11 protein-coding genes are annotated in these 15,257 nt (G+C 37.1%); 8 read left to right on the top strand and 3 right to left on the bottom strand.

The window, feature by feature from the left end; genetic code table 11:
* Positions 1-167: 167 nt before the first annotated feature.
* Positions 168-452, bottom strand: coding sequence for a hypothetical protein (locus LC455_RS03535; protein WP_223588227.1), 285 nt, complete (start codon positions 450-452; stop codon positions 168-170).
* Between the two features lie 410 nt (positions 453-862).
* Between LC455_RS03535 and LC455_RS03530 the strand changes: the two genes are divergently transcribed.
* From LC455_RS03530 to LC455_RS03495, 8 genes are all read left to right on the top strand, one after another.
* The gene (locus tag LC455_RS03530; protein ID WP_223588226.1) at positions 863-1,468 is read left to right on the top strand and encodes a hypothetical protein; all 606 of its coding nucleotides are present in this window, start codon (positions 863-865) and stop codon (positions 1,466-1,468) included.
* A 1,002-nt stretch (positions 1,469-2,470) separates the two neighbouring features.
* Positions 2,471-2,851: a phage integrase SAM-like domain-containing protein gene (locus LC455_RS03525; protein ID WP_223588224.1), complete on the top strand. Its 381-nt coding sequence runs from the start codon at positions 2,471-2,473 to the stop codon at positions 2,849-2,851.
* 743 nt (positions 2,852-3,594) lie between these two features.
* Positions 3,595-3,951, top strand: a complete 357-nt coding sequence (locus tag LC455_RS03520; protein ID WP_223588223.1) for a hypothetical protein — start codon at positions 3,595-3,597, stop codon at positions 3,949-3,951.
* Between the two features lie 141 nt (positions 3,952-4,092).
* On the top strand, positions 4,093-4,335 hold the full coding sequence (locus tag LC455_RS31860; protein ID WP_369075749.1) for a S8 family serine peptidase: 243 nt from the start codon (positions 4,093-4,095) through the stop codon (positions 4,333-4,335).
* Complete coding sequence (locus tag LC455_RS03510) at positions 4,244-9,130, top strand: S8 family peptidase (RefSeq protein WP_223588221.1); 4,887 nt, start codon at positions 4,244-4,246, stop codon at positions 9,128-9,130. Before LC455_RS31860 ends, LC455_RS03510 begins: the two co-directional genes overlap by 92 nt.
* Positions 9,131-9,416: 286 nt before the next feature.
* Entirely contained in the window at positions 9,417-10,256 is an 840-nt protein-coding gene (locus LC455_RS03505; protein ID WP_223588699.1) for a beta-galactosidase, read from the top strand.
* Positions 10,257-10,626: 370 nt separating this feature from the next.
* On the top strand, positions 10,627-11,919 hold the full coding sequence (locus LC455_RS03500) for a Glu/Leu/Phe/Val family dehydrogenase (protein ID WP_223588219.1): 1,293 nt from the start codon (positions 10,627-10,629) through the stop codon (positions 11,917-11,919).
* Between the two features lie 272 nt (positions 11,920-12,191).
* Positions 12,192-12,350, top strand: coding sequence for a hypothetical protein (locus LC455_RS03495; RefSeq protein WP_223588217.1), 159 nt, complete (start codon positions 12,192-12,194; stop codon positions 12,348-12,350).
* A 134-nt stretch (positions 12,351-12,484) separates the two neighbouring features.
* Here LC455_RS03495 and LC455_RS03490 read toward each other — a convergent pair whose 3' ends face one another.
* Entirely contained in the window at positions 12,485-13,918 is a 1,434-nt protein-coding gene (locus LC455_RS03490; protein WP_223588215.1) for an alanine/glycine:cation symporter family protein, read from the bottom strand.
* A 110-nt stretch (positions 13,919-14,028) separates the two neighbouring features.
* A complete protein-coding gene (locus tag LC455_RS03485) occupies positions 14,029-15,009 on the bottom strand; it encodes a glutaminase (RefSeq protein ID WP_223588697.1) in 981 nt (326 codons plus the stop codon).
* Positions 15,010-15,257 lie beyond the last annotated feature (248 nt).

The raw sequence follows: 15,257 nt of genomic DNA, 5'->3' as shown, positions 1-15,257 counted from the left end.
AGTAACCTTGTTATATTTACCTTTTCTCAGAAAAAGAAACATAGTCAATTTTCAGGTACATATGCAAAGAAATAACTTACAAAAATGTTGAACCCGCTCCTGGAACAAACCAAAGGAGCGGGTTGAGTGCGTTACCGTAAGACCCGTACGTTATAAAGGATAAGCTATTATGCTTTGATGCCGCAACGTGAAGTAAATTGTTCTGCTGTAATTTCATAGACATCGTATATATTATCAATGTGTTGTTGAGATAAACCACTAACACCTAAAAAATCTCTTTTTAGTACTCTTGGCATTTCCTCGTTTGTTATAGGAACGTCTGACCATATATAAAAGCACCAACTATCTGGACGTTTTGCTTCATAGAAAACTATTTCATAATACTTTCTATTTCGACGTATCTTTTCATCAGCATGTTGCCAGCTAGCTATGAATGAAATAATGAAACCCAATTCATACTGCCATTCCTCCCCATTTCGTAATGTTTATCTATTATTTATTTACTTGCTTTATATTTATAACTTAATTTTTTTGTACTCAAAAGTAACACGAAAAGGTAAAAACAGAGAAGAATAAGGTCTATTTAAACAGCAGCGCAGGAGTTTCATCAAACTGGTGATGGAGTAATTAGAACGGGGATACATATAGCCTAGTGCAGGAAGACATTTTATCCAAACCCGGATTTGGACATAAAGAAAGACCTGTGCACATGATTTCAAAATATCGTAAAACATAATGACATTATTAAATAGGGTGCGAACCTGCCGGTCCGGCGGTTTTATTCTTTCTCGCAAAATTTCGACGCTGTTCTTCCGGCATGTTTGGTACAATGACCTTATATCAACGGTACGGAGGGATGCATGTGCGAAAACCGTTACTCTTTTTATTCATCAGTTTATTCTCGTTTTTTTCTTATGGCGGCTTTTCCGTCGCGGTCAGCAATATCGAAAAACAACACGCCGATTTGTTTTCGGGGGATATCAAGCCCTATAAAGTCATTGAAGACTACTATTCCTCAACCGGTCTGCCGGGAGATGTCGAAGACGAATCAAAGGTTTATTACACCAAAAATGATCAGGAAATTTTGAATGAACGGAAAAGGGTATTAGGTCCGCTTCCGTTATTAGGGGCTGTTTTCGGAATACTATCGATCGCATCCGGCATTGCTTTCATCGTCCTTCTTTATGTAAGGATATCAGACTTAATAGATGAAAAAAGAAAAGAAAAACGGGAGAAAATGATTCAGGTAAGTGTGGAAAAAGGAATAGAAAATGAAAAAGAACAAATCAGGCAGTTTATCGAAAAACTGGAAAAGATGATAGAACGCCATGAATCATCAGGAACCATCATCACAGATGATGAGATAAGTAACATACGTAAGGAAATGGATAGACTCAACAGCAACAGTACGAGAGTAAAAGCAGAACATATAATCAAGAATCATAAGAATAAAAAAGGTTCAGCCTAGGTAATCAGAGGAATAACTCAGAAAAATAGAAGACCCGCTCCTGGAATAAACCAAAGAAGCGGGTTAAGAAGTATAGAACAATGTTCTCCCTAACAACTAACCATCTAACATAGTATAACACTTGTTCATGTTACTGAAGAAGAACATAAATGGCTATTGGAGACAAATGTAAAAATTTGGCCGGAGAAATAATATGCTAGATTACAGATCAGCAAGATTATTTGCTAAAAAAATTAATTATAAAAAAAATCATATGAAGTTGATACGGGATAGGTTGAGCAGTAATTGTAGATAGCAAATATATCGTAAAACATTTCTTGTCTCCAGCTCTTGCCCAGTTGTGGATACCATCGTCATTGGATTCGATTGTCCCAGTTTATTTAGACTCAAATGTCAAAATGAATATCATGACATATCAGACGCACTGGTGAAATTTTCACTAGTGTGATTTTTTGGGATTCTCGCCAACTAGATATATCATATAAAAATATCACTAGTGGTAAGGTGTTCTGGTGCCATGCTTGGTGCCCAAATTTTTAAAATTACAGATCACAAGAAAACACTAGTGATCAATAAACCTTGATATATCAATACTTCAAGGTACATCTAGGTACTAGAAAAACAGGTGCCAGCAAACTTCAAAACTGCTTGAGACCTGCGTGCCAGGTCTGGTGGGTTCGATTCCCACGCAGTCCCGCCAACGTTCTTACTCCCGCAAGGGTTTGACGCTGATTGAATCGGTGATTGTTGCCGTTGATTGAACCGTTAACTTACAAGTTTCCGCCCAGTCCCGTTGCAAGACGGTGAAAGACTTTCGGTTAAAACTGTTTTGATAGTAGCCGAAAACTGTTCGTCCTCTTACGCTATTAATTTTTGCGGAAGGGGATTTTTATTTATGATGCGGAAAGGTTTAACTCGAAGAAAATGGCCGGTTCCGGTTGAAGTCATGCTAACTATTACGGAGATGTTGGAGGAGTTTATGCTCGTAAAGAAGGGCGAAGGGTGCCAAAACGGACGATCCAAGAGCACTATAATAATTTTGGATATTTTAAGACTTATATCGGAAAAGAAATATCAGCGGATGAGATGACTACCGAATTATTCGTCGGATGGATTATGTATATGATCGAAGAAATGAATTACACTCCAGGTACAGTTAATATTCGCGTTAGGACTATGCGTGCTTTCTTACGTTATTATTACGAGGATAAAGCGTGGATTCATGAGGCGATACATAAACGCTTTAAGCCGATTAAAGCGCCAATAGATGTCGTTGAGGCGTTCACCGTTGAGGAATATCGTAGATTGATGCGGCCGAAGCAGCGGACACGAAGACTCGAGTCGGCCATGTGGTTCCGATATCCGCAAGGACTGCGAAACTAAACGGAGGCGATCCGTTTAGCTTGTAGCGCATACTCGGGCACTCTCATATGAATATGTTGCGACGTTATGTAAAAATGACAAACATAGACATACAGAATCAGAACAGCGCGCACTCTCCGTTGAATAACGTATTTAAATAACCATTGCGTCACCTTAACGGGTGGCGTTTTAATTTTTATTTACATATAGAACATTTGTTCGCGTATAATATATACGAAGGAGATGAACGTAATGGCGATAAAAGATCGCGGTATCAGCTAAGTGCTTCTTGAAAAAAGCCTTGGCTTTTTAGTATGTTTTCCATCGATTGTTAAGTTGTAGTATAAGATGCGATTCCTCTAGAGAATAAATACGCTTTATTCTTTTTTTATATCTGTAGACCATAACCAGATTTTTTGGACTGGTGCATATTAGTATAGTGCTGAATATCAATAAAATAATGTTATGGTTACCATAACATTTCGTGATTTTACAAAAAATTCATAAAAATTTAAAATTTTTAATATAAGTTGCAGCAGCCAAGAACACGAACTAAAAGCAACTTATATTAATCTTTCATTGTGGTGCAAGAACTTCTAAGCACTTGCAATGAATCTCTAAATCTTAGACATACTGATACTATTACTATAAAAAAAGTAATGATCAGTATGGGAAATGTTTTGAGTTTTTTGTAGGGGGGACATTTTTTTTTTATTGCCAAAAAATAAAGAGAAGGGGAGAGGCGATTAAAGAAACGTCAAAAATTGAAAAAGTTCACAGCGATAGGGTTGGCATCATTATTAACCATTTCAGGTTCAGCGACTTTTGCAGGTGCTGCAAGTGTAGAAACTGTAAAGGTAGAATTGGTAAAACCTGATGAACTGATTAGACGAGACCGCTCAGATCAAGAGACTGCGGTAGTACCGACAGAACTAAAAGAACACGACAAAGTTCGTGTTATCGTTGAGTTAGAAGGAGATGCAGCAAGCTCCTATTCTATTGAAAAAGGTGTAAAATATAAAGATTTACCAGAAGCAAAAAAAGTAGTGTTGCAAACAGAAATTAAAGTCGAGCAAAAGGAGTTTTTAACAGATGTTAAAGAAGAGGAAATTAATTTTTAAGTTAAAAACACATTTACAACAGTTGTTAACGGTGTCAGTGGAGAAATCGAATTTAGTCAGATTGATGAACTTGAGAGTTTACCAAATGTAGAATCTGTAAATCTTGTAAATGAATATGAAAGACCAAAAGAAAAACCCAATATGCTGACTAGTAAAGCTATGGTACAAGCCATTCAAACTTGGAATACAGGTTATGATGGAAAAGGAATGGTTGTTGGTGTCATTGATACGGGGATTGATCCGTCTCATCCAGATATGACACTAAGACCGGATCCAATATGGAGGTATAAACATGATAAAAATCTACAAAAAATGGCTTGCATTGTCGATAGCTTTCCTACTTACCATAAGTTCATTTGCTGCACCTGCTGGAAAATATGTTAAGGCTTATGCAAATGAAAATAATATGAATAGCTATAACCAGGAATCTAAAGAAGTAATAGAGAATAAAATAAGTCCAGAACTTGAAAAAGAATTTGCCAACAAGTCTAAAAATACCTTTCTTGTTAAATTTAAGGATCAGGTAGATACAGTAAAGGTTGCTAATGAAGCTAAGGCTAAGAATAAGCAACTATCAAATGTAAAAAAAGAGTTAGTAGTTCGTTCATCAATCGTTTCTGAATTAAGAATTAAAGCAGATTCATCACAGAGTAATTTGAAGAAGTATTTAGAAAAAGAAAAAAATAACGGAAATGTAAAGGATATTAAATCTTTTTACATAGTAAATGGTATGGCAGTTACAGCAACAGAGGAAGTTATGAAAAACATAGCAGCTATGCCTGAGGTTGAAAGTATAAAACCTAATGGAATTACAAAGTTAATCGAGCCTGAAAAAACTACTGGAGCTGCTGTTCAAGCGGTTGATAATGTAGAATGGAGTCTTAAAAAAATTGGGGCGCCTGACGTTTGGACCTTGGGAATAGATGGAACAGGGATAGTCGTTGGCAGCATAGATACAGGAGTTCAGTGGGATCACCCGGCATTAAAGACAAAATATAGAGGATATGACCCAGCTAATCCAGATAATCCAAATCATGAATTCAATTGGTTTGATGCAACTGAAACTAACGGTTCAGTACCGTACGATGATGTCGGTCATGGAACCCATACAGTGGGTACTATGGTTGGTTCAGAACCAAATGGAACAAATAAGATAGGTGTTGCGCCAGGAGCAAAGTGGATAGCTGCTAAGGCATTTACAGAAGAGGGTGGAGAAGATGCTGATTTAATAGAAGCTGGTGAATGGATGCTTGCTCCTAAAGATAGAAATGGAGTACCACATCCAGAAATGGCTCCTGATGTTATTAATAACTCATGGGGAGGCAGCCCTGGAATAGATGATTGGTATAGAACAATTATAACAAACTGGAGAGCAGCAAATATATTTCCAGAATTTTCAGCAGGAAATACAACCCCTTACAATTCTGGTGGACCAGGATCAGTTGCTAATCCTGCAAACTATCCAGAATCCTTTGCAACAGGAGCAACTGACATAAACAACAAGTTAGCTGGCTTCTCATTAAGGGGGCCATCACCATATGGTGGAATAATTAAGCCAGAAATTTCAGCACCTGGAGTTAATATAAGATCTTCTGTTCCAGGTGGTAAATATGAGGGTGGATGGAATGGAACCTCGATGGCAGGTCCACATACATCAGGACTTGTTGCATTACTTCGACAAGCCAATTCATCTTTAACTGTAGATGAAATAGAAAAAATAATAGAGCAAACAGCAACTCCTTGTACTGACTCTGAATATCCTAATACCCCTAACAATGGATATGGATATGGTGTTATAAATGCTTTTAAGGCTGTAACATCAGTTATGCAAGGAATTTCTGAGATTAAAGGCCAAGTATCACAAGAAGCCGAGGATACAATTCCATCAACATTTAAACATATACCTGTTACAGAGACATATGAAGGATTGAAACAAGATTTAAAAATAGATGTACAGGATAATGTAAGCGTTGAGACAGTTGAGCTTCAATATAGAAATAATCCATCGGATGAGTGGACAACGGTTGCAGCTGAAAGGAAGAGTGGGGACTACAAGTCAGGAAGCTATGAAGCTGTAATTCCAGCTGATAGAGTAGTAGAATCAAATCTATCTTACAGATGGAGAATAATTGACTTTGGAAAGAACGAGGTTACAAGTGATATCTATACAATAATTGTTAAACCTGCACTTACAATAGGATACTTTAATGATTTTGAAACAGACATGACAGGATGGGAAAACATTCCCGGAGCGCCGAATCAATGGAAGTGGGGAAAACCAACAACAGGACCTAAGGCAGCAGCCTCGGGAGAAAAGGTTTTAGCTACTAATCTTGAAGGAACGTATTCAGGAAATCAAGTTATGGCAATGAAAACGCCTGATATTGTCCTGCCGGAAGGGAAGGCTTATTTACAGTTTAAAAATTGGTATGATATAGGAGAAAATACCCTTGCAGGTGTTGGGGTTGTAGCTGACGGCTCTGAGGATGTTCAATTAACAGCAGCATATGTAGGCACTACGACAGGAGGATATTCAAATGAGGAAATAGATCTAAGCCAATATGCAGGAAAGAAAATAAATATCGTATTTTTATTTATGTCTGCTGACGCCAATAATCATCAGGGATGGTTTATAGATGATGTTAGATTAACAAATAAATCTGCAGCATCAGGCAGCACATCAAATTTAAGCAACATCCCTAAAGAACTGATGAATAGATTAACAAACCTATTCGCAGCATCAGGTGGCACATCAGCTTTAAGCAACAGCCCAAAAGAACAAATAATAAATTCTGTAGAGACAAATGCTAATATAGCAGGACTTCCATTACCAGCTACAGTATCTATTGTTGAAAATGGTCGTTCAACAAAAACAAATCCGCTAGACGGCTCATATAGTTTTAAGGTTAAAGCAGGAGAGTATACATTAAGAGCTGAAACCTATGGATACTATCCACAGGATCAGAAGCTTCAAGTAACAGAAAACCAAGTTCTTGAAAATGCAAACTTTACAATGGTTCCAATACCTAAGGGAACATTAAAAGGTAAAATCATTAATGCCCAAACAGGAAAACCTGTGAAAGGTGCTAAAGTTTACGTAATTGAGGATGCAGCAGTAGCACCAGTTACAACTGATGCAGAGGGTAATTACTCAATAACTGCATATGAAGGTAAATATACAGTACAGGTTACAGCAGAGAACTATTTTGATGAGAAATTTACTGTAGATATTACGGGTAATGAAAATGTCTCACATGATATTCAGCTAAAACCATTTATAAATTTTCCAGGAGAGATAGGCTATGATGATGGAACACCAGAATATTCAGTGAATCAATGGGATGCAGGAGGCGGCTATGCGGTAAGAATGTCACTTCCAGAGGGACAGACCTCAGCAATAGTAACTTCTGGGTTATTTATGTTTGATCCAAAGTGGCCAATACCAGGTGGAAATACATTTAAGGTGGCAGTTTATGATGCAAGTGGAAAGGATGGCGCTCCTGGAAAAATAATCGCAGGGCCATTTAATGCAACTACTACTAGAGAGGAAGGAAAATGGACAGTTGTTGATTTAACCTCGGAGCAAATTGTGGTAACAGGCGATTTTTATATGGTTTTTATACAGGATAAGATAGCTCCTCTAAGCCCAGCAATTATGTTGGATAAAAATTCAATAGCAGCACAAAGATCATGGCAGTTTGTAAAGGGAGGCCCCTTCACTTTAGCGAATAAAGATTTTGGAAACATGATGATTAGAGCAACAATTAAGCTTGAAGCACTAGCTCCAGTTATTACCTTACCAGCGGACAACTCATATTTTAATAATGAAAACGTAACAATAAAAGGTATGGCAGCTCCAGGAATGGACGTTCATATATTTAGCAAAGATGAAGATATAGCAAATGGAAAGACAAATGATGATGGAAGCTTCTTAATTAATGCTGTACTTCAAGAGGGAGTTAATATTCTGAAGGCGAAAACTATTACAGATATCGGATCCACTCCTTATTCGAAGGAAATAAAGGTTATAGTAGACAAGACAGCACCAGTTTTAGAAATTACAAGCCCACATAATAACGCAAATATAAATGATCGGGTTATAACTGTAACAGGAACAGCTAAAGATGATTATTTAGAATATGTTGAAGTTAACGGAACAAAGACAGGCATAGATTCAAATGGGAAATGGGCAGCAAAGCTTATGTCCAAGGAAGGGGAAAATGTAATAAATGTTGTTGCTAGAGACAAGGCAGGAAATGAAACAGATAAGAGCGCAACTGTAAATGTAAAATATTCAATAACAGGTATTACTAATTTGAAACCAGATCAAGATTTAAAATTAAATTCTGATGATGTAGTTAAGGTTGAATTTGATTCAGAATCAGAATTAAAGAGGGCAGTATTTAGAATTATTTCACCTATAGGTAATGTAAATGAGCCTAAGGGTATACAAACAACAACTGGTTCTGCCATTGAAATGCCAATGAAAGAGGAACTAGATGCAGCTGGAAAAGGTACAGGTCATTATGTTGGACAATGGATTGTTCCAAAGGCAAAGGACATTGTACTAAACGGCGGACAGGTAGAGGTTATAGTTGAGGATAATAATGGAAATGAAATGACCATGATGACTGAAGGAAGATTGTATGTTAATTCAAAAGTAGTAAATCCAGAACCACCAAAGCCGAAATCAGGCTGGGTTAAGGAAAATGGTAAATGGGTTTATTACGACACTACGACCTTCCAGAAGAAGGTTGGCTGGTATAAGGTCGGTTCGACCTGGTATTTTGCTGATAGCACGGGTGCGATGCAAACCGGTTGGGTAAAGGACGGGTCGAACTGGTATTTCATGAACAGCAGTGGTGCGATGGTTACTGGCTGGTTGAAGGTTGGCACGGTGTGGTACTTCTTTAATGGCAACGGCGTGATGGCCACCGGCTGGATGAAAGCTGGTTCGGTGTGGTACTTCTTCGCTGATAATGGAGCCATGAAGACGGCCTGGTTGAAGAGCGGAATGAATTGGTATTACTTTAAGAGCAGCGGTGTGATGCAGGTCGGATGGTTGAAAATCGGCAATGTCTGGTTCTACTTCAACAGTAACGGCGTCATGGCAACAGGCACTTTAACCATCGGCCGCATATCCTATCTCTTTGATAAGAACGGGGTTTGGATTAGGTAGTCTGAGGACTGTCCAAAGATTTTCAATAACTAATATTAACTAACAAATATAGAAATACACCAACTTCAAACCTGCTTGAGAACAGAATGTGCAAGTCAAAAAAGACAAATATTTATTTTATTCCGCTAATATATCTTAGCGGAATTTTTTATTTGCAATGTAGTACTGTTTGTCGGCTACCACTTTCACCAGTTATGAGAAAAGATATTTTCCATAACCCTGATCATGGTTTGTTAGAATGCTTTAATGGAGAAGTGCAGGAAATAAGAAAATATCATAAAGAAACATCTATACTACTAATATATGGAGTATTAGCCATGAGTTAGACTTATTTAGGTGGGGAGAACAATGTGATGTTGCTTCTTGGGATAGTTATCCGTCCAATAAAGATCATCCAAGTGTAATTGCTTTTAGACATGATGTGATAAGAGGATTAAAAAAAGGAAAACCCTTTTTATTGATGGAGCAAACCCCTAGTCAGCAAAATTGGCAGGCCTTTAATGCTCAAAAAAGACCAGGTGTAATGAGGCTGTTAAGCTATCAATGTATAGCCCACGGTGCAGATGGAATAATGTTTTTTCAATGGAGGCAATCTCTAGGAGCCTGTGAAAAATTTCATGCTGCTATGGTGCCTCATGTTGGACATGAAAATACGCGGATCGGAAAAGAACTAAGCAAATTAGGCAAGGAATTACAATACCTTCAGGATAAAATAATTGATTCTAGAACTGAATCAAAGGTAGCAATAATTATGGATTGGGCTAATTGGTGGGGAGTTGAATATTCAAGTGGTTCTAGTGTAGATTTAACATATATTGATAGAATAATGAAATATTATAAAGCCTTATATGATTTAAATATACCGTTAGACATAGTTGAACCTACCTCAGATTTATCAAAATATGAAATAGTAATAGCTCCTCTTTTATATATGGTTAGTGATGCCTCAATAGAAAATATTAATAAATTTGTAAGTAGGGGCGGTACATTCATAACAACCTTCTTTAGTGGCATTGTTGATGAAGATGATAGTGTAAGAATTGGTGGATATCCAGGTGCCTTTAAGGAACTGCTTGGTATATGGGTAGGAGAGGTTGATGCACTATATCCTGATATGAATGTTTAAGATTCCGTAAAAATAGGCAACCGGTTTTAGGACAAAAGTATTTATTTAACTCGAAATTAAAGGGAGACTTTTAAAAAAAAATTCATCCTATTTTTGTATTTTTCCGTATCATTATGTAGTTCCTATTATAAAGTAAAGCTACGTTTTTAATAAAGAAAATGTGAAAGCGTTTAATATTTTGGATAATAGTGAAGAGTTAACCTGAGTAGAGCAGGTGAAGAAAACAGGGCTTCAAATACTTTTTTGTTCATTTCATTTTTAGGATTCAAGAGGTGGGGATTTCCCAAATTTCATACTTCAGCATGAAAGAATTCTATTAGATGATTGGGTTCAAATTAACCATTTTATAGACTAAGAGGTGCAAAGAAAAATGACAGTACTTGTTAATAGTGAACAAATCCAAAAGCCAGGTGAAAAGCAAAGTGAAACAATAGATTTATTAAGTTCAACTCAGTTGATCATAAAAGAGGCGGTTCAAAAATTAGGGTATACCGATGATGTATATGAGCTGCTTAAAGAACCACTTAGAACGATCACGGTACGTATCCCAGTACGAATGGATGACGGGTCTATTAAAATATTTACCGGTTACCGCTCACAACATAATGATGCAGTAGGTCCGACAAAAGGTGGAGTACGTTTTCATCCTGAAGTCAATGAGGCTGAGGTAAAAGCGTTATCGATTTGGATGAGTCTAAAGTGCGGGATTGCAAATCTCCCTTACGGCGGTGGAAAAGGTGGTATAATTTGTGACCCGCGAACCATGTCGTTTAGGGAACTGGAGAGATTAAGTCGAGGATATGTTCGTGCAATCAGCCAAATTGTCGGCCCGACAAAAGACATTCCGGCACCCGATGTGTATACAAATTCTCAAATCATGGCGTGGATGATGGATGAGTACAGTCGTCTTCGTGAATTTGATTCTCCTGGTTTTATTACGGGTAAGCCGGTTGTATTAGGGGGATCACTAGGTCGTGAAACAGCAACAGCTCGCGGCGTAACAATTTGTATTGAAGAAGCTGTAAAGAAAAGAAACATTGAATTGCAAGGTGCACGAATCATCATTCAAGGCTTTGGAAATGCAGGAAGCTTTTTGGCCAAATTCATGCATGACGCCGGAGCAAAGGTGATTGGTATTTCAGATGCAAATGGTGCTCTATATGATCCAGAAGGACTTGATATTGATTATTTACTTGAACGGCGCGATAGTTACGGTACAATAACAAATTTATTTACTAATGTCATTACGAATCAAGAATTGCTTGAAAAAGAATGTGACATTCTTGTACCAGCTGCCATTTCAAACCAAATTACAGCAGAAAATGCTGATCGTATTAAAGCAGCGATTGTGGTGGAGGCAGCGAATGGACCAACATCCCTTGAAGCGACAAAAATTTTGGATGAAAGAGGAGTCCTCCTTGTACCGGACATACTGGCAAGTACAGGTGGTGTCACCGTTTCTTATTTTGAATGGGTTCAAAATAATCAAGGATATTATTGGTCAGAGGATGAGGTTGCTGAAAAACTGAGAAACGTAATGGTCGCTTCCTTTGAAGAAATTTATCAAACATCACAGACTCGTCAAGTTGATATGCGTTTAGCAGCATATATGGTTGGAATAAGAAAACCGGCTGAAGGTTCGCGTTACCGGGGTTGGATATAATGCGAAAAGGTTTATAGAAACAAAGAATTTCGTCACGAAAACTTACTCGATTGGTTAAAAGGAAATATGAAAACGATTAATCATAAAGAAAGAAAACAAAAATAAAGAACTAGCCTCTTTTTTAACTAACATACTAGCTCTTGGATTAACAAAAAAGTGTATTCTTCTGTATGATTGTGTAGGTCCTATTATAAATTTAAGCTACAGTATTAGAAGTTATCTATCAGTCAATGAAAAAGAGGAACAGTAATCTTTTATTGGGGGAATTCTTAATGTGGATCATCACTCTCTATTCAAACGGAAATACGTCGATGTTCGAATTTACTACAGAAAAAGAGGCAAGGGAAGCTTTCAAGAATATGAAAGGATGCAAGATTCTTTCCGAGATTATTTATTATAATAATCCATGTTTTGCTTCAACTGCTGTTTAAGAACCTTATCATGATAACTAGAAAATCCACTACTTGAATGTCAAAGTAGTGGATTTGTTTTAGATAAATACGCAGGATTCTATCAGAAAAAATCTAAAGATATTCAGACCATCATGTGTTTAAACGTCTTATGATTATATAGCCTTTTCCTTTTCTAAGGTTGAATCAACTTGAGAGAGTTCCCAACATTCAATGTTCTCATGATTCTTAATCGTATCTTTATAAAATACCGGATCTTTACCATCCTTTTTCTGTTTCATGTAATCGTTTAATGCACTAAATGCCACTTTTGATAATAGAAGAATGGCAATTAGGTTTACAATCACCATGAAGCCCATAAATAAATCTGCTAAATCCCATACAAGTTGAATCTTTGCAACTGAACCGAATATAATCATGGCGAATACACTAATTCGGTAGAGCATCAACCATGCTTTACTTGTATGTAAAAAACGAATGTTTGTTTCCCCGTAATAATAGTTACCAATTAACGCACCGAATCCGAATAGTAAAATAAAGATGGCAAGACAGCCTGATGCCCATGAACCGATATGTTCACTTAATGCTGCTTGTGTAAGTGCAATACCATTTAGCCCTGGTTGTTTGTAAGCATCAGAAAGTAAAATAATAAATGCTGTGCTTGTACAGATAATCAGTGTATCAGTTAATACGCCAAAAGCTTGAATAAGTCCTTGTTTGACCGGATGACTTGTTGTTGCTGTTGCTGCAACGTTTGGCGCACTTCCCATACCAGCTTCATTCGAGAATAAGCCGCGTTTAACTCCATTCATCAGCGCAGCTCCAAGTGAACCACCTGCCATTTGTTCAAAGCCAAACGCGTTTTTCACAATTAGAGTAAGAATTTCCGGAACTTTTGTTATGTTTGCAGCTATGACAAACAATGCAATACCAAGGTATAACACAGCTAAAAGCATAACCTTGTATTCAGCCAGTTTTGCAATACTCTTCACACCGCCAAAGATGATCGCAGCGAAAACAAGTGCCATGATAATCCCTACAGTTAAACGATCTGTACCAAATGCATTTTCAAAAGCAAATGTAACCGTATTTGATTGGACAGAATTGAATACAAGACCAAAAGAAAGCGTAATTAAAATGGAAAATAATACTCCCATCCAGCGTTTGTTTAATCCTTTATCCATATAATAGGATGGGCCGCCGCGGAAACCGTCTTTATCTTTTACTTTATATACTTGTGCTAACGTACTTTCAATAAAGCTGGATGCTGAGCTAATAATTGAAATAATCCACATCCAAAATACTGCTCCAGGACCGCCTAAGGCAATTGCAATGGCAATTCCTGTGATATTACCTGTTCCAACGCGTGCCGCCATTCCAACACAGAACGCTTGAAATGGGGAAATGCTTTCTTTAGAAACAGCTCTCCCCTCCATTAAAACAAGGACCATTTCTTTCAACATTCTAAACTGTACAAATTTCGATTTAAATGTGAAATAAAGACCGAATATAACTAGCATAATAATCAATAACTTTGACCATAGAAAATCATTTGAAAAGCTAATAATGGCATGTAGTAATTGTTGCATGTTTATCACTCCAGTAAAAGTTTAGTAGTTTGATATCAAAATATAAAAATCTAGCGACTTAGTGTCTTCCTTTTATTACTTGGCAGAAGCAAAGTTTCTGCAGATGCTTATTAGAAAATACTTAGATCCCATTCTTGTGCTAAATGTTTCAATAGCATAACACCTGTTAGGCTATTCCCATATTCATCAATAGCTGGTCCATATATACCAATACCACATCCGTCTTGAAAAGGCAGTTCACTTCTGACGTTTGGAGGAACTAGTGCCATAATGCCCCCAGATACACCACTTTTGGCTGGCAAACCGACAAATGCCGCAAATTTACCCGAAGCATTGTACATCCCACAAGTAAGCATCAAGGCTTTGGCTAATTTAGCTACTTTTTTAGGCAGGACTTGTTCTTGACGAATAGGATGATATCCATCATGTGCTAGAATCAGTCCAATCAAGGCTATGTCTTCAGTGTTTACTTCTATCGAACATTGTTTCATGTAAACCTCTAAAGTTACCTCTACATCCGATTCTAAATAATCCGTTTCCTTTAAATAGTATGCTAAAGCTCTATTTCGGTAAGATGTTTTCCACTCAGATTGATACACTTCCTTATTAATGGCTGGGCGTTTTCCTATCAATTTTTCGATTAATTTATAAAGAACTTCTAATTTTTGGTGTGAAGTTTCTCCTGGCAGGAGTGAAGCTATGGTAATCGCTCCAGCATTAATCATTGGGTTAAACGGCTTTCCCGTCTTATGCATTTCTAAACGAATAATGGAATTAAAGGCATCCCCAGTTGGTTCTACATCAACTCTCTCTAACACATAAGAAATTCCACAGCTCAAGCATGCGGCTATAAAACTGAGCACTTTTGATATACTTTGCAATGTGAAAGATACTTCATAATCCCCTGACTTTATTGCTGTTCCATCCGGTTTTATGATGCAAATGCCTAAATGCGATACGTTTTTCGTTCTTAAAGCAGGAATATAATTGGCGGTTTTCCCTTTAGTAGCATAGGATCTATAATGTGCAACCCATTCATCTAAGAAAGCACTCCTTTGGCTATAAAGCTTATCGTTTTGCTCTATAATCATCCCTTCAACCATATCCTTCCACCTCTCTTATTTTTTGAATGAAAACTTCCTGCCTTTAATACCTTCTACAGAACTGGTATAAAGACATAAAAATGGAATACTTTTAAGCGCTTTCAGAATATTTCCATAAAAACGTATCTTTAATTTATGATTGGAACTATATAATCTGACGGAAAACTACAAAAAAACTAAAATATATATTTCAAAAATAAGATGAGCCCAATTAGTAAGAGATTTCTTATAAATCA

This window comes from Neobacillus bataviensis, from assembly GCF_019969725.1.
Note: the sequence above shows the minus strand (reverse complement) of the source record. Positions and strands in the feature narration are given on the sequence as shown.

Coding starts and splice junctions, on each gene's coding strand:
- LC455_RS31860 (WP_369075749.1), top strand. CDS start 4,093: ATGCTGACTAGTAAAGCTATGGTACAAGCCATTCAAACTTGGAATACA.
- LC455_RS03510 (WP_223588221.1), top strand. CDS start 4,244: ATGATAAAAATCTACAAAAAATGGCTTGCATTGTCGATAGCTTTCCTA.
- LC455_RS03500 (WP_223588219.1), top strand. CDS start 10,627: ATGACAGTACTTGTTAATAGTGAACAAATCCAAAAGCCAGGTGAAAAG.
- LC455_RS03495 (WP_223588217.1), top strand. CDS start 12,192: ATGTGGATCATCACTCTCTATTCAAACGGAAATACGTCGATGTTCGAA.
- LC455_RS03490 (WP_223588215.1), bottom strand. CDS start 13,918: ATGCAACAATTACTACATGCCATTATTAGCTTTTCAAATGATTTTCTA.
- LC455_RS03485 (WP_223588697.1), bottom strand. CDS start 15,009: ATGATTATAGAGCAAAACGATAAGCTTTATAGCCAAAGGAGTGCTTTC.